Origin of the sequence: Leptospira ainazelensis (genome assembly GCF_016918785.1) — a bacterium.
Classification (GTDB): domain Bacteria; phylum Spirochaetota; class Leptospiria; order Leptospirales; family Leptospiraceae; genus Leptospira; species Leptospira ainazelensis.
This window is the reverse complement of record NZ_JAFFPT010000087.1, coordinates 58341-73397: the sequence shown is the minus strand read 5'-3', so window position 1 is coordinate 73397 and position 15057 is coordinate 58341. Positions and strand designations below refer to the sequence as shown.

General features: G+C 38.6%; 15 protein-coding genes and 1 pseudogene. 10 read left to right on the top strand and 6 right to left on the bottom strand.

The window, feature by feature from the left end; translation table 11 throughout:
* From JWG44_RS22060 to JWG44_RS22045, 4 genes and pseudogenes are all read right to left on the bottom strand, one after another.
* A pseudogene (locus JWG44_RS22060) lies at positions 1-286 on the bottom strand (hypothetical protein); the annotation flags it as partial.
* A gap of 159 nt (positions 287-445) precedes the next feature.
* The gene (locus JWG44_RS22055) at positions 446-1285 is read right to left on the bottom strand and encodes a PD-(D/E)XK nuclease family protein (RefSeq protein WP_205277180.1); all 840 of its coding nucleotides are present in this window, start codon (positions 1283-1285) and stop codon (positions 446-448) included.
* Positions 1286-2302 (bottom strand): ATP-binding protein, encoded by a 1017-nt coding sequence (locus JWG44_RS22050; protein ID WP_232371805.1) that lies wholly within the window; start codon positions 2300-2302, stop codon positions 1286-1288.
* Between the two features lie 35 nt (positions 2303-2337).
* Positions 2338-2619 carry a hypothetical protein gene (locus tag JWG44_RS22045; protein ID WP_205277178.1) on the bottom strand — a complete coding sequence of 94 codons (282 nt, stop codon included), beginning with the start codon at positions 2617-2619 and terminating at the stop codon, positions 2338-2340.
* 314 nt (positions 2620-2933) lie between these two features.
* Here JWG44_RS22045 and JWG44_RS22040 point away from each other — a divergent pair, with 314 nt between their 5' ends.
* The 4 genes from JWG44_RS22040 to JWG44_RS22025 all read left to right on the top strand — a co-directional run bounded on the left by JWG44_RS22040 (position 2934) and on the right by JWG44_RS22025 (position 7388).
* Entirely contained in the window at positions 2934-3338 is a 405-nt protein-coding gene (locus tag JWG44_RS22040; protein WP_205277177.1) for a helix-turn-helix transcriptional regulator, read from the top strand.
* Between the two features lie 511 nt (positions 3339-3849).
* Positions 3850-4614: a ParA family protein gene (locus JWG44_RS22035; RefSeq protein ID WP_205277176.1), complete on the top strand. Its 765-nt coding sequence runs from the start codon at positions 3850-3852 to the stop codon at positions 4612-4614.
* Entirely contained in the window at positions 4611-5204 is a 594-nt protein-coding gene (locus JWG44_RS22030; RefSeq protein ID WP_205277175.1) for a DUF3102 domain-containing protein, read from the top strand. The genes JWG44_RS22035 and JWG44_RS22030 overlap by 4 nt, the downstream gene beginning before the upstream one ends.
* 429 nt (positions 5205-5633) lie before the next feature.
* A complete protein-coding gene (locus tag JWG44_RS22025) occupies positions 5634-7388 on the top strand; it encodes a hypothetical protein (protein ID WP_205277174.1) in 1755 nt (584 codons plus the stop codon).
* A gap of 704 nt (positions 7389-8092) precedes the next feature.
* Here the strand turns inward: JWG44_RS22025 and JWG44_RS22020 are convergent.
* On the bottom strand, positions 8093-8467 hold the full coding sequence (locus tag JWG44_RS22020; protein WP_205277173.1) for an LIC_10907 family protein: 375 nt from the start codon (positions 8465-8467) through the stop codon (positions 8093-8095).
* Positions 8468-8705: 238 nt separating this feature from the next.
* Between JWG44_RS22020 and JWG44_RS22015 the strand changes: the two genes are divergently transcribed.
* A complete protein-coding gene (locus tag JWG44_RS22015) occupies positions 8706-9152 on the top strand; it encodes an XRE family transcriptional regulator (protein ID WP_205277172.1) in 447 nt (148 codons plus the stop codon).
* On the opposite strand, the gene JWG44_RS22010 is transcribed toward JWG44_RS22015, so the two are convergent.
* On the bottom strand, positions 9145-10050 hold the full coding sequence (locus JWG44_RS22010; RefSeq protein WP_205277171.1) for an LIC10906 family membrane protein: 906 nt from the start codon (positions 10048-10050) through the stop codon (positions 9145-9147). The genes JWG44_RS22015 and JWG44_RS22010 overlap by 8 nt on opposite strands.
* Before the next feature lie 171 nt (positions 10051-10221).
* Between JWG44_RS22010 and JWG44_RS22005 the strand changes: the two genes are divergently transcribed.
* From JWG44_RS22005 to JWG44_RS21985, 5 genes are all read left to right on the top strand, one after another.
* Entirely contained in the window at positions 10222-10608 is a 387-nt protein-coding gene (locus JWG44_RS22005) for a transcriptional regulator (protein WP_205277170.1), read from the top strand.
* A gap of 222 nt (positions 10609-10830) precedes the next feature.
* Entirely contained in the window at positions 10831-12366 is a 1536-nt protein-coding gene (locus JWG44_RS22000; protein ID WP_232371802.1) for a TolC family protein, read from the top strand.
* Positions 12366-13757, top strand: a complete 1392-nt coding sequence (locus JWG44_RS21995) for an Ig-like domain-containing protein (RefSeq protein ID WP_205277169.1) — start codon at positions 12366-12368, stop codon at positions 13755-13757. The genes JWG44_RS22000 and JWG44_RS21995 overlap by 1 nt, the downstream gene beginning before the upstream one ends.
* The gene (locus JWG44_RS21990) at positions 13754-14398 is read left to right on the top strand and encodes a lipoprotein (RefSeq protein WP_205277168.1); all 645 of its coding nucleotides are present in this window, start codon (positions 13754-13756) and stop codon (positions 14396-14398) included. The genes JWG44_RS21995 and JWG44_RS21990 overlap by 4 nt, the downstream gene beginning before the upstream one ends.
* Positions 14395-15054: a tetratricopeptide repeat protein gene (locus JWG44_RS21985; RefSeq protein ID WP_205277167.1), complete on the top strand. Its 660-nt coding sequence runs from the start codon at positions 14395-14397 to the stop codon at positions 15052-15054. The genes JWG44_RS21990 and JWG44_RS21985 overlap by 4 nt, the downstream gene beginning before the upstream one ends.
* Positions 15055-15057: the final 3 nt, after the last annotated feature.

Here is a 15057-nt window from a genome sequence, read left to right as displayed (position 1 = left end):
TTAAGTTTTCAAAAAACGAATCCCTTTTAGCCTCTGGGATTTCTTGGAAAATTTTGTAGAACTTTCTTTCTAAGTTGGAACTCGGTAGAAGGATCGAAAAACAATTCAAGAAGTTTTCCAACCTTTCCAGGCTATCAGTTACAAGTTCGATCTTTCCAAATCTCCAAACAACTATCACCTCGCCGATACTAACACTCATTCCATCCGGGCTTTTAAAAAGGTCCGGCTCTTTGGTCTCAGAAAAGTCGTAAAATTTAAGAAGTTTGTAAATAGGTTCTTTTTGCATATCTCTCCTACCTTTTTCCATTACGAGCCGGAACAAAAAAGTTCTCGGCTCCGCGTTTGTTTGCTTTCTTGGAAGCCTCGTTGGCGAAGGAGAGAGCATGACGCTCTCTCCTTTCTTTTTGGTATGCTTTGAACCTTCTTTTTATTTCCTCGAAAAATCTCATGCCGCGAACCTCCAGTGCTCTTTCGCGAACGCTTTTTCTTCTTCATCCCAAACAAAACTGTCATAGTTTGGAAAAACGAATTCGATGATCTCTTCTACCGAATCCGTATTCATGAGAAGCCTTCTAATCGCGCGAGCGGCCATACGATAATCATCTACCAAAGACTCAATATCGGAGGTCGGGATTTCGAATTTTTTAAACCCTTCGTGAGATTTATTTTTGGTTGGTTTTCCGAGATATACAATCTCCGCCGGAAGAGAAAGCGCCTTACACTGCAAAGCAACTTGTCTTCTTACGGAATCCTTTAATTCACTCGGGAAACTCTTTGCGGTTTTGAGTTCGATGATTCGGTCAGGAGTTAAAAAATCGAGATACCCGATCGCTGGGATTTCGATTCCAAGATCGATCTCAAATTTCTTTTGAAATACGGCGGTCTGAATTTCTTTGAAGTAGTCATAACCCGCGCGAATGGAAGGTTCGATATATGAAAATTCTTTGTCCTTTTTTTCGCAATATTCTAAGGAAACCTCCCCTCCCCTTTTGGTTAGAAAATCTTTTTCTGATTCTTCAAAGACGCGGACCCCAGAAAGAACAGCCTCTTCTACGCTGTATTCCGATCCCGCCATATTAGAAAGGACCACGTTTTTCATTGCATTTTCGATTCCGTTCCCCCTCCAAAGAGAGGGTCCGGTTCCTGAATATTTCAGAATGTATTTTAAAACCCACTTAGCCGGATCCGTAATGTATGCGTTTAAAGAAGACGCAGACAAATGTTCGATTTCGTATCGGTCCAGTTTTTCTCTGAGTTTGTTTGATTTGCGGATAACTGGATACATTTAGAAATCCTCCTCTTTCGTTTTGGATCCATTCACTCCTGCTATTGCAAGCTCAGGTTTTGGGGTTTTAGATTCTGTTTTCTTGTTCGTTTCTTTTTTGGGGGTTATGACAGGTTTTGAAATTGGAAGATTATTTTCAGAAAATTCCGGTGGTTCTGCCCAACCATATTCTCCCAGAGCATTGATTAACTCACTTCTACCATCGTTAAAGAAATGGATTTCAGTTTCTAAAAAAGTGTCCTTTATCTTTTCCCAGCGATCTTTCAACCTAAGAAGTTCATTCTTCTTTTCTATTTCGGATAGATTGGTTGCCCTTTGAATTCTTGGAATTGCCTCTACAAGACCGCGATACTTTTCATTCGAAGTTTTTTCAGGTTTAGGGACAGGAGGAGCTCCGACAGATAACCAATCGGCTAATGCTTTTCCAAATTCTTTCCCTGGTTTTTCGAGAACCTCATCTTGGAATTTACCCGTTCTGTCCTTTGTAATTGTTGCCGTATGGTCTACACTGAGTTCGATTAAAATATCGAATTCAGACTCCACACCTTTTCCCTGTTCCGGTGCAAGGCCGATTCTTTTTGGAACTTGCTGACCTTTTTCGTTTATCGCAAGAACGTATTCGGTCTTGGATCTCATTGTAAAAATCAAGTGACCGGGAAAATCATAGATAGCGGCGATGAATTTTTTCTGTTTGGGTGTTCCTACAGACCAAGCTGCAAATTTATTCCCTCCAAATTTTGCGTTCGCAAGTCTGTCCACCTCTTCAATTAATTCCTGCCAAGCGTGAGAACCGGAGTCGATGATAAGGACGTCGTATCCGAGATTTCCCGCGATTTTTATTTCTTGGATATACGAATCGATCGACTTGTCTTCCAATACGGAAATATCAAAAGTGAATCGATCCGAATATTTTGCAGACGAGCCTTTTTCTGAATCTATCACTGCAATTTTTTGTCCGAGTCCTTCCGCCATGGACAAAGCTGTAAAAGTTTTACCCGCTCCCGCAGGTCCAAACATCGCGGCTCTGAGTTTTGATTTTTCCTTCGTTGCTTTTATAAAGGCCATGAGATACCGCCTTCCAAAGCAGGTAAAATTACTCGGTCTGTATATTCTTGAAATTTTTGAACTTTGCTTTTTTGCCCTATCTCCTCTAACAACTTTGTTTTTAAATACTCCAGATACCTAATCACCCTCAATGCGTTCACATATCCGCGATCATTCAGGATCGTTACCTTTTCTTCCTCGTTTGGTCTATATCCTCGTGTTTTCCGAAACGTTTCAAACGCGAGCATCGCTTCGCAAGCGATATACCCTGCCCTTGTGTCCTTATTCATGGTTTTAACTCCATTACAAAAATTTGATTGACTTTTTGGAAACGGAGGTAAACACTCGAACTTGGATAGAGTTCAATGTGCTCACCAAAAAAAGCTCGGTTGCAGCCGGGCTTTTTTCATTTTCACGTCTCTCATTTGTTTTTCTTAAAAAAATCCTAAATGAACTCTCCCCTCTTAAAAAAGAATATTTGCAGTGGTCCCATTAACGACTTGCCTTTTTATCCCTTTCGTAAGACACTTCCCATAGAATCGATCTAAGAATAACAGAAACACATTATACGCCTTTGGCGTATTTGTCAAGTGGGATTTAATGTATGGAAAAAAGAGAAAAAAGTCCAGGGGAAAGGCTTTCCGAAGCTTTGTCATTTTTAGGGCTGACACAAGCTCAGTTTACGGAGAAATTCGAGGGTAACCCCACCCAACAAACGATCAGCAAGTATATTACAGGAAAACTCGAAATCCCTTTTATTTTCGCCTTAGCCATCGAAGCGATTTGCAAAATTTCCCAGAAGTGGCTCCTCACCGGAAAAGGAGAAATGTTTATAACGGAAAGCGACCAAAAAGAACAAGTTGCCGTTCTCAAAAAAGAATCTGAATTTTTTAGAAGTATATCCCAGACAAAAGGACTTCGGGTTATGATAGAGGATTTCCTTCTCCTCCCGACTAACGATCAGGAGATGATTCGGAATATGGTAAGAAACCTAAAAAGCAAGCTCTGAATTCTGCTAATGCGACATTCGTTAATTCGAAGTGCATTACTTGAGTTTGAATTCCAGCCCTTGAGTTCTTTCAAAAAAATACATTTTCCACGTATGGTCTTGACTCTTTTTGTCGGGTCCGGGAAAAAGGGTCACTATACATATACTTAGTATGGTGATTACGTTGGATACAGAAACAAGAAAGGAACTTCTCCGGAAGCTTATTATGGATTTTATTCAAGATTTATATTTTGGAGAAAAGGAATTTGAGGTGAAAATTGAAAATCAGGTTCAAATTTTAAATAATTTCGTAGAAAAACCGCCAAGGTTCGTTAACGATCCTTGATTTGAATTTGGTGGGCAGGACTATGTGACTTGCCCCGCCCTGGTTTGTTGCGCGCCTGGCACGATCATAAACCTAAATATGATTTCTCTACCTGTCAAAAATATTTTCGTTATTATTTTTCGAATTTCCTAAAAGATAAAAAAATCAGCTTTTAAATTTTAGTACACCATTTCTATTTCTCCATAGATGGCTCGTTCGCAAAAGTTTAAAAGAAAAATTATCAGTTTTGTAGCCCACAAAGGTGGAGTTGCAAAGACTACGGACGCCGTTGGACTTGGTCAGGCTCTCGCTTTTAAAGGCTACCGGGTACTATTGGTGGACCTTGAAGAAAACAACAACCTTACCAGCATTTGTCTAAGTTACCATCCCGAAATTGCAAATCTTGATAAACGAAATTTATATTCTGCTGTAACAGGATTCCATTCTCTTGAAGAAGTAATTTGGAAAAATTCTGATCACGGTTTCGATGTTATTCCGACTATTGGAAAAATTCAACAATTGGATTTTCTACTTTATAGCGATATCTCCCTTGGCATAAGGCTTTCTGAAGAACTCTTTGCATTGGAATATGATTTCATCATTTTAGATGTCCATCCGTCCTTAAACAATGCAATGCGTTTTGCGATCGAAGTATCGGATTTACTATTAGCTCCTCTTGAAGAAGACACACACAATGCTGATGGCGTAAGAAAGATTAATCAAGAAATGGATATTGTTTCCAAAAAAACCGGAAAAAAAATTCCACTTTTAGTCGTACGAAGCAATATTTCTCCTGCGAAAGAAGAACTTCTTGCCCAGGTAGTTTCTGGTAGATCACTAAAAATGACCCATTCCGTTATCTATACGAATGACGGAATCAAAACTGCGAAAAATCTGAAGCAACCATTAAATACAAAAAGCACTGCTTTTACATACTTTTTAAACTTAGCGGAGGAGCTTTTATCTTTATGAAAAAATCTGAAAAAAAGCTAAACGCAATGCTCGAACGAGATCCCGGATACACTTATCCTGAAACAACTTTAAATGAAAAAGAGGTTTCGAATGTCAAAGATTTTGATGCAGAAAAGATCAACAACCTCCACCAGGGAGCCATAAATGATATTTCAAATGGCGTTAGAAAATTCATTTTAGTTGGAGAATTGCTTCTTAAAAAGAAATCTGAACTTCCTCATGGTTCTTTCGAAAGCTGGCTTGATAGAAATTTAACTTTTTCAAGAGCGTCGGCAGGACGCTATATGAAAATTGCAAAGGGAAAAGTAAAAATTAAATCCCCAGACGAGACCGGCCTTCGAGAAGCCTTACTAATGGTTGATGACTTAGATAACGAAGCTGAAACCAAAACTCCTTCTTCGGAAAAACTTGTTAACTTAACGGAAACGCAGATGAATACGCGCCGAGCGAAAGAATTTTATAAAAAATTTCGCTCAGGTTCAAAGCTGACTCCACTGCAAAAAAAAATAGTAAAAACATTTATCGATTCTGAAGTAAAACGAATTGAAGGAAAAATCGCAATCCTCAAAGAGCAATCGAACCAACTTTGACAGACTGTTAAATATCTCACGTGTGAGATATTTAACAGATTAAAAAATTTATTATTCCAATTTAAAAAAAGAGTACCCAAATCCGTACACGGGTTATAGAGTACCGAATAGATCTCATCCGAGATTTGCGATTCTGGCCTGCGGAGATGTGGTAGTCGACGCAGGCCGACTTCCCTCCACAATACCCCAGATAATTTGTTATGTCTCATTATTTTGCTTGACATTTGTATCGTACCCAATTCTAGTCCTGTACGTTCTAAGAAGACATAACTTAGGACCGGCCACTACCACTTAGGCCGCAAATCGCAAATCGAGGACCATCCAAAAGGCTCCATGCCTAATCCATGTTCCCCGTTTTTGAAAGAGTAGGGCAATTAACCCAGCCGTGCCTAGCCCGAAGTATGTCTGGCACCGCTATAGGAAACGAACGTGGAAGATACCAAATTCAACGGGCAATTGACCTATGCCCAAAAGATAAATTACGGTTTCCCTTCATCGAATGACAGAAAACCGTTTATCGACGAACAGTATATCAAAATTGAATATGCTCTCGTAAATGGAAAGGGGCTTACCGATCTAGAAAAAGCGATTTTTTCAGTGATACACCAGAATTCAGAAAGATCTGCTGGCTGCACTTTAACAAACATTGCCTTTGCTTATAGATTCGAAAAAACTGAAACCGCTATAAGCAATTCAATTTCAAGACTCATAAAAAAAGGAATGGTATATCGAGAATCAACTCTGACAAGAGAGGGGACATTAAGAGTCTTACGCTCGCTTTATCGAGTAAAACCGAATACTCTCGTCTGGGTTTCTAAAGATAGAATTAAATCCCTAAAAGAATCTATTTACCGCGAGCCATCGGAAATTGTATTTATAGACGAATGGTTTGAAAAATCTCAAGGAATCAACAAAACTAAAAACGTTAAGAAGAAAACCGTAATCCGATTAAACCTTTCAAGAGTGGCCGAATTCCTCAAAAAACTTTTTACTCGGAATTCTAACAAAAGACCGAAGCAGGCAAAAAATACCGCGATCTTAACTCCAGAAAGTGATATCGAAGAATTATGGCCGCGCACTTCTGTTGCTTCCAATTCTGGCAGTCCACATTTTGATAACACCTCTCCAATCGCTGACACGAGCACTCCGCAAAACATGAAGTCCTTGCACCCGGCAAAAAGTGAACCTGAAATTACAGTACAAACAACATTATATGAAAAGGAGAAAAAACGCGCAAGCGCGCGGTTCTCTCAATCTATGACTAATCTGTACATAGAGGGAATAAAAGCTGAAGTTGAAAGTGCAGGTTTAAAATATGCAGGTGACCTGAATCGTAATAAAGAATCCGCCATTTTAGAGAAATGGTCGAAAGACGATTCCAATCTAACAGTTGAGACGATTTCAGATTTAATGAAGAAACTTATTTTTATTCAAAAAGCGGATGAATATGAAACAGATATGTATTGGCAAAGTATGAGCCTAAGCATCGCTACCCTTTATTCATATCGTGTTCAAATTCCTTCCACCTTTGAAGCACTTAAAAAAGTGTCCGAAAAAAAGAGAAAAGAAAGAGCCTCTGATCTTTCAGAAGGAAAGGAAACAAAACAGGTCATTAAAGTCGCCCCGACCTGGGAAAACTTTTGTGAATACATTGGCTCCTTAATTTTGCCTAGATTAACTAAGGATCATTTGCTATCTCTCAGGGTAAAAATTGAATCGAATAAAATTACGATTCTCGATCCAGTAATTCGTTCAAAGGCTCAATTTATTAAAAGCTTTTTTACCCAAAAGACAGAAGAAGCATTGGACGTGATTTTTAACGAGCTTGTTGAAGAAAAAGCAGTTCAAAAAAATACGGAATACCCAAACGATTCAAATGGAGAAAAAAAAGTCATCGATAGTTCGAAGAAGAATATAGCAAAAGAAGTCGAAACTAAAATACAGTATCGGGAAGCAAGTTTCGAGGACTTTTTAGAGTATTCAAAATCAAAACTTTCAGAAGCAGATTACAGGATTTTAAAAGAAACTGATTTTACCTATGAAGGTTTGATAATTGAGTTCCAAACTGAGATTCCCGAACGACTCATCAATCATATTCAATACTACTTTAAGGACTTAGTTGAATTCCCACATTTAGTCAGATTCAGAAAATTGTCCGAAGAGCGAGATTTGGTAGCGGCATGAATTTTGTTTTAAAAACACAGGTGAAGTCGAGGACTCTAAATTTGATTATTTTATAAGTCCGGATTCAACTTACATGCAAGAAAAGGAATTCATTGCAAATTTGTCGGAGGTCATTATTGATAAGACGCTCGCATTAAAACGGCAGATAGATTGATCCTGTGGTAGCACCTGGCGGCAAAGAATATTCCAAAATGGGATATAGGTTTAGCAATCCGCTTGCTAAAAAGAGATATTAAAGGACTTTAATGTATCAAAAAGAGCAATCGATCATTTCTAATTTGAAAGGCCGGATCAATTGAGATTATTTGTATTTTTAAATAAATCAGGATCCATAATTTCGCACCAATGAGTAAGAGTGGCGTCGCGGAGCGAGTATCTATAGCCGGTTTCGGGTCGTTTCAAGATTCCTTCGTTTGTAAGTTCGCATACGAAAAACTCTCCTGAAGCAGATCGAAGTAAAATCGAATCTCCTGGCTTAATCGTTGGTAATTCGTTTTGAAAATTTATCCAATTCATCTTCTTTCCTCGTTAAAAAATCATTATTATTTTCAAAACATGACAGGAAGCGCTGAAATCAATAACAATTCTCGTAAATATAATGGAGTCTGAGAAGGTGAAATTGCAATCGAATAGGGGACATGATTGATAGTAAACAAAGCAGTTAGGTTTTCAAAATACTTAAAATTCAGAATACAAAAGCGGAATCATATTTTAGAGAATTCACCTTTTAATCTTTTGATTTGCAAGTTCAACTCTTTGTTTTCCTCAACTGCCAATCGAAGTGTTTTTTCTTTTTCACTGAGTTTGGTTTGAAACAAGTTTTCCATTTCATTGACCTTATTCTGTAGAGTTACTTTTTCTGAAAAAATAACCTTGAGTTCATTTCGAGACCAATCAAATCTTCGTTTCAATATTCTTTTTTTAAGAATGAGGCGGCTAACGAAAATATAAAGCCTAAGCTCCCTTGGAGTTTTTTCATTTATCAACCTGAATTGCGCCGCAGCGTTTAGTTTTCGCCTTAATGTAATCAGCCGCCCCATTGAACTTTCTAAATCTTGAAAATCATACCATTTAAGCATACTTTGTATTCTCCAATAAAAAATTAAAATAACCGTTTTGCTTCCAAGAAGCGAATGGATACAAACAATCCGAATCGGTCTCGTTGCTGTTTTCGCCTGAAATCAGTTTTTTATAAAAAAATTCTCATTTTGTACATCGATTCTATTTTTAAGATTGTCATAAAATGGCTTTAGGATAGATACTTTAGAACCATTGAATAAAAAGCTCATCTCTTACTATTGAGCTATTTTGTGATGTATGTCAAATAAAATTATCACAATTCCTTTAGAAAATATTGATTTTTCCTCACCAGGGAAACGACTTCGTTACGCGATTAAGAATATTCTCGCGATGAACGACGAAGACTTTGCGATATCCATAGGAAAGTCTCAGAACTACATCAGTTATATTTGTAACGATAAGAGGCCGCTGCTTGATAAGCTGGCGGCGGAGATCGAAACCGTTCATAAGATATCCGGTCTTTGGCTTGTCAAAGGCGAGGGGAACGCCGAGATGAGCACCTCTTCGGAAGGAAGTTCGGAAACGATCAAAAAAATGAAAAAAAGGGATTATCTTTGGAACAAAATTTCCAATGATAAAGCGGAAGATACCCTTTTGGCTTTTTACGATCAGATTCCACCGGAAACTCGAAATCTTATCTATCAAATGATGTTGGCCGTATCCAAACAAAATCGTTCTACTTAAAGTATCTTCCGAATTTTTTGGAAAGAATCTGAGCTCGTTTTTCCAAAGAAAGCTCTCCAGTGTTCGTCGCTAAGTTGTAATCCTGAATCAATATTTCTTTTGTAATTTCCGCTTTCTGTTTTGAACTTTTTTGGATATATCTCATCGGATCTAGTTTTTCTAATACACGTAAGAACCCGCCGGAAGCCGCTTTGTTGATCATCGGTAAATCTTCTCCTTTTATAACTTTGGATTTGATTTGAAATGCGTCGTAGTGCAAAATCGCAACTGCCCAAAATATGGAAGCAATGATCAATCCGACCGAAGAAAGATAAGGTTTATAAATACCGAAAAGAGGTAAAAAATAGACGAAGATCGTCGTGAGCGGTAGCGCGAGCATCGCTCCTAGTAAAACTAAAAAGAGCCTGACTTTAAAATCTCCTCGTGTGATTAGCATCTTTCGGGTAACGGCGCATATCGCTAATACCATCCAGAAAACCAAATAAAGAACCAAAAGGTGATAGTTTAGATTCAAATCAAATATGAAGTTTTGAGGATCTTTGAGAGTCGCCATTCTTTGAGTTAAACACGTAAAGGTTATATAGGTTAGTCCGAAGAACCCGAGGAGATAAGACCATGTTGGAAGTCTTTTTCCGGGGTTCTCAATCTTTGAACTAAGAGCAAATAAGGTAAACGTAGCATAGGAGATCGGAAGGAATGTGATATTAAGGGCTATGTTTCGATATTCGACCGGAAGAAACACTCTGAAGGCTTGAATTATCATCCAAGTAGAAAGTAAAAAATTTAAAAACAAAAAAATAGACTGAGTCTTTTGTTTTGGTTTTAAATTAAAAACGTAAATTCCAAAGGAGATATGAATAATTCCCGCAATCGTCGGAAATAGAATGTTTAGATTCAATGGGATAACCTGATTTTTAATGTTTCGAATTTCAATTATTTAATTAAGCATCTTTTGTGTTGTTTTTTGGCCAGCGTTTTCATTTTTTTTGTTTCATGGAAAACCTTCGTCGAGATAATGGTATTATATTAATACATTTGTCAACAAAAAAGTATTATAACCGGACTGAATTTGAAAGAGCAGAATAAACGACTAAAAACTATCCTTTCCCATTTTGGCGGAAATCAGACTGAGTTTGGAAGAACGATCGGCAAGTCTAAACAAACCATCAGCGGTTGGCTCAGTGGTAGATTTACTCTCCCAGAAGATTCTGCGATCGTTATCGAAATGGTTCACGGATTTAGACGTGAATGGATTTTACGAGGTGAATCACCACAAAGGGTTCCGGATTTTCTTCGAGAGAGGGCCAGCGATAACGAGCTTATTAAACGTATCGATTCCAAAAAGGGTCTGCGAGAATCGATCGAAGTGCTTGCCGGATTATCAAAGAAAGAATATGAAATCGCGCAAAAATTACTTATAGGATTAACAGAAGAAGGTACCAGACGCAAAGCATAATAATGCAGTTTCCTCAAGGTTAATGCTCCTTTGCCATTCAATCAGTTTATCTTTCAAATTAATGAAACGAATTCCTGTGTTTTTAGTAAGCAGAAATTGTATCGCGCTTGACTAATTTATTACAATATTGTCCTCTGACTCAAAGGAATTTGTGATTTATAATTATAAGTCACATCACAGATAGGAATTTGTAAATTCAAATCGTAAATTTCCCAGAGACAAATGAAGTTTCACACGGCTATCATCTCTATTTCAGTTTTTTTCTTTTCTTTTACCTTTGAAATTCATGCGGAAGAGAAGGGGAAAGGGAATTTATTACAACTGGATTTAGAAAAGGCGATACTAATCGGAATCACAAACAACTTAATCATAAAAAATATAGAAAGACAAAATGAAGTTATTGAGCTAACACTCAACGAAAAATGGAGAGAATACCTCCCAAAGTTAGGGATTTCCTATTTCGGATTGAGAAATCTAAATCAAAATCAAGTCGATTCCGTTTACAATGATATCCGATTGACCGTTCAGCAGCTCCTCTATGATGGCGGCGAGAATTTTAAGAATATCGAAATCGCAAAGTTATCCGCAGAGCTAAACAGGGCAGAATTCAAAATACAAGTTAGAAAAATTAAAATCGAAATAGTAAGACAATATATGAAGGTTCTTGCTACAAGAGGGAAACTACTTACTTCTAAAAGACTTTATAAAAGTTTCAAAAATCAATTGAATGATATCTTTTCCGAGTATCGAAACGGTTTAAAAGCGCGAATCGACGTTCTTGAAATCGAACAGAAATTGAACGAGGCTCAACTGGGTCTGATAAAGGCCGAGAAGGATCATAAGGCTGCGGTTACGGAGCTAAAGTTATTTCTTCAATTGGAAGAATCGGACGAAGTCGAAATTAGGGAGAATGTATTTTATGATTACGTCCTTAATGATCCTTTCCCCATATTGAGTAAGGATGAAAGTGATTTAGAGCACAATCGACCCGATCTTAAAAAGACAAAGATTGTCGTTGATAAACTAAAAGTTGAAAGAGAAATTGCGGAGGATTATTGGAAGCCTAAGTTTCTCGTCGGCGGTTATGCGGGTAAAAACTCAAACGACATCAATCCTGTAAATCATTACAATTACGGATTTAATTTCTCCGTCGTCCTACCTCTCGGTAGTTCTACATTCCAAACTCAATCCAATTACGGTGTGCAGACGGATGGAACCGGGATACAGCGAATTCCGGGCTATGGACCTCAGTTTGTCGGACAAGGTGAAAATACGTTTAACAGCGCAAATTTGCAATTGTTTGATAATCTATCTCAGTCCCGCAAAATTTTAGAGGGTGAATTGAAACTAAACGATGCGGTTGCCGCTTACAATATCGCAAAAAAACAGGCTGCATTCGAAGTTGTAAAATCCAAAGACAAACTTACTGAAAACTTTTCAGTGATCTATGCCGTGAGTCGAAAGGTCATTTTATCATTAGAAAATTATAAAATAATCAAAAGTAAATTTAAAAGCGGACTCACTAAAAGGACGGAATCCTTAAAAGCAGAGTATGAACTTTCCAGGGCGCAAGACGAACTTGCGGATTCCTATGCGGAATATTTGAGATCTTGTTACGAATACTTCAACGCAAGCGGTAGAGATCTGATCGATCTGCCTTTTTACAACGTCGCGAAAGGAAAAGGAAACAGTATCGTTTCACAGTTGATCAAGGAAAACCGAGAAAATTCGGAACTCTTTCCGGAGAGAGGATATTGATGGATTATTTAAAATGGAATCGTGTGGTCTTTCTAAGTTTAGTTGTTTTTATAACTTTAATTTCTTGTAATAATGTAAACGATCAAGCGGGGAAATTTTTACCCTATCTAAATTCGGGAGAAAATCCAAAGGTTCTCGTCTTTACGCCCGGATCAAACGAAGCAAATGTTTCACCGAATACTAAAGTGCAGGTAACTTTCGACCGTTTGATGAAAATCGATACTTGTGTAAGTTCCCTTTCTATCAGTCCGAATGTAACAGGATTTTATCACACAACACCGATAAGTATAGAGTTTACTCCTTCCGCCAGCTTAAGTGCCGGAACTTATACGATAGCGATCACAAAAGGATGTGAATCGGAAGGGGGACAAGATTTAAAAGATGTATTTACCTCTCGATTTGCGGTCGGTGCGGCTCCCGGAAGCAGTTTTAATACTCCTTCTATCCTTGCCGTTAACACTTTGCGGGGAAACTTACCTGCCTGTTTAGCGGGAACAGGAACTATTGCCGATATGGTCGCGAATGACATAACGGATGGTTGTCTTGGGACTGTCGCTAGTCGTAATTCCATTTCCGTCGTTTTTTCAGAGCCGATGGATACGAATCTGACCTCTCTTGCGGTTGCTCTGTCCCCAAGTCTTCCTTCCGATTTTGATTGGTCGCCGGACGGAAGAACTCTTACCATCACTCCCGATTTACCCTATACTTTCGGTCAGAGAATTACTATAAACGTAAGCTCGAATTCAACGAGTGCTTTGGGTTACAAAATGGCAAACTCAAGTTCGGTTAGTTTTGTAGCGGGCGGAATATTTTCTTCACCAGCGGTCCAGGCCGTCGGACTTGCAAGTCAAGGTTGTGCAAACGCTTTGCCTGGAGTCGGAGCGACTCTCGGGGGCGACTGGACTTTAGGATCCTGTTTTTGGGATAGTTCTCTTGCGTTACTCGGCGCGGGATCCTATCGTTTTAGAGGAGGGGACGACGGCACGGGACTTGCCGGATCACCAAACGCTTGTGCGGACGTAAACACGGATAACTTCCGGATCATTTTTAGTAACTATATGCAAACTGCAATTACGGCTAACGCGGTTCGTATTCAGAGAGTGTCTCCTCCGCTTACAAACGCGCGGATTTCAACATTCGTTTGGTCCGATTGTCAGCCGGCGTTCCCATTTGGATGTCGGGCTTTAACGGTTTCTTTTTCCGAACAAGAAGCATCTTGTAACGGGACATTGTTTGGAGACGCCGCGACGGGTGGTGATTTCAATTTACTCCGAACAAACACGGCTCCCGCCGGATTTCCTATCTATAACCTTATCGTAGATACTACCGCAAAGGATGTAAACGGAGTGAGTTTACAAAATCAATTTATATTCGGCGTGGAGGGTAAATGAGATACCCAGAAAAACACATTCAAAAACTATTAAGTTTAGGGTTGATCATTTTTTTAAATTCCTGTTCCCTCATTCCCTTCTATCTTTCGGAACCGCAAAGCGCCAAAGAAACAGGTAAAAACGGTGTGGTTATCATCGGGGAAGTGAGAATTAAAGATTCAACTGGAGCCTCTTTTGTAAATGATATCTTTCGAGAAAGTTTACAATACGTTCTTTTGAAAGAAGGATATTCTCCGATTGTGATCGACGAAGAAATGCGGGAAACAACCTCGCTCAAAAATTTCGGATTCATTCAAATCGAGGCGGATTCAAAAGAAAAGCTAAAGACAAATGACACATCGAATGAAGTTCAATCAGATCCATCCATCAAGTTGATCGGCAAGACTGATAAAGAACTAAAGGCGCTCCAAGAGAAACTTAAATTCGATTATTATTTAGATTCAACGGTGATCTTAAAAGAAGTAGGTTCGGTTCTTGACGGAAAGAATTCTCTTTTGATCTATATCCGTGCATACGACAAGACAGGACGAAGAATCGGCGCCGTAGAATACATAACCGTCGGACCAAAAGATAAACTGGATCGAGTCATATCGGAAGGCGTAAAAGAAATATCCAAAAAATGGAAGGTGTTAACTCAATGATTGCGCTTAATTCGGAAATCATACAAAAACATTTGAATCTCAGAAACGGACTCTTTGGGTTGGTTTTGATTTTCTTTGTCGTGTTCGGACTTTTGATCCGGTCTTATTTTATTAAAAAAGAAATCACCGAAATTTACAATGAAGGAACTTCGCAGTATTCATCGAATCACTTAGACGCGGCGAAGAGCGCATTCCTTCGAGTTTTAGAGTTGGATGACGAGCACGCGGACGCACTTTTTTTACTCGGTAAAATAGAATTCTTTTCCAAAAAATTTCAGAACGCGGAAGAATATTTCAACCGATGCAAAACTGAAGATTCCGGACGGCTGGATTGTTTTTTTTGGAAGGCGAAGTCGGGATTTCTGGTCGGCAAAAACTACGAATCCGTTGAAGAAGATATCATTTTTTTAAAGGGAAAGGGTTTTGATCATCCCGAGTTGTTTCATTTGCAGGGAATGCTTTATGAAAGAGCCGGCAATCTTTCCTTGGCGCTAAAAAGTTATGAAGAAGCTTTAAGTTTTACCGTCGTTGCACTTCCTACATTACAAAGAATGGAAGCAATTTATTCTAAGGCCGGTTTTACTGAAAAATCCGAAAAGTATGAAAGTCTCAATCGTTCCATTCGAGATTTTCATGCAAGAAATATTACTAGATAAAAT

Bases quoted from the DNA above. Each gene is read 5' to 3' on its own strand.
- JWG44_RS22040 (WP_205277177.1), top strand. From the start codon at position 2,934: ATGGAAAAAAGAGAAAAAAGTCCAGGGGAAAGGCTTTCCGAAGCTTTG.
- JWG44_RS21995 (WP_205277169.1), top strand. From the start codon at position 12,366: ATGGATTATTTAAAATGGAATCGTGTGGTCTTTCTAAGTTTAGTTGTT.
- JWG44_RS22055 (WP_205277180.1), bottom strand. From the start codon at position 1,285: ATGTATCCAGTTATCCGCAAATCAAACAAACTCAGAGAAAAACTGGAC.
- JWG44_RS22030 (WP_205277175.1), top strand. From the start codon at position 4,611: ATGAAAAAATCTGAAAAAAAGCTAAACGCAATGCTCGAACGAGATCCC.
- JWG44_RS22050 (WP_232371805.1), bottom strand. From the start codon at position 2,302: ATGTTTGGACCTGCGGGAGCGGGTAAAACTTTTACAGCTTTGTCCATG.
- JWG44_RS21985 (WP_205277167.1), top strand. From the start codon at position 14,395: ATGATTGCGCTTAATTCGGAAATCATACAAAAACATTTGAATCTCAGA.
- JWG44_RS22035 (WP_205277176.1), top strand. From the start codon at position 3,850: ATGGCTCGTTCGCAAAAGTTTAAAAGAAAAATTATCAGTTTTGTAGCC.
- JWG44_RS22020 (WP_205277173.1), bottom strand. From the start codon at position 8,467: ATGCTTAAATGGTATGATTTTCAAGATTTAGAAAGTTCAATGGGGCGG.
- JWG44_RS22015 (WP_205277172.1), top strand. From the start codon at position 8,706: ATGTCAAATAAAATTATCACAATTCCTTTAGAAAATATTGATTTTTCC.
- JWG44_RS22000 (WP_232371802.1), top strand. From the start codon at position 10,831: ATGAAGTTTCACACGGCTATCATCTCTATTTCAGTTTTTTTCTTTTCT.
- JWG44_RS21990 (WP_205277168.1), top strand. From the start codon at position 13,754: ATGAGATACCCAGAAAAACACATTCAAAAACTATTAAGTTTAGGGTTG.
- JWG44_RS22045 (WP_205277178.1), bottom strand. From the start codon at position 2,619: ATGAATAAGGACACAAGGGCAGGGTATATCGCTTGCGAAGCGATGCTC.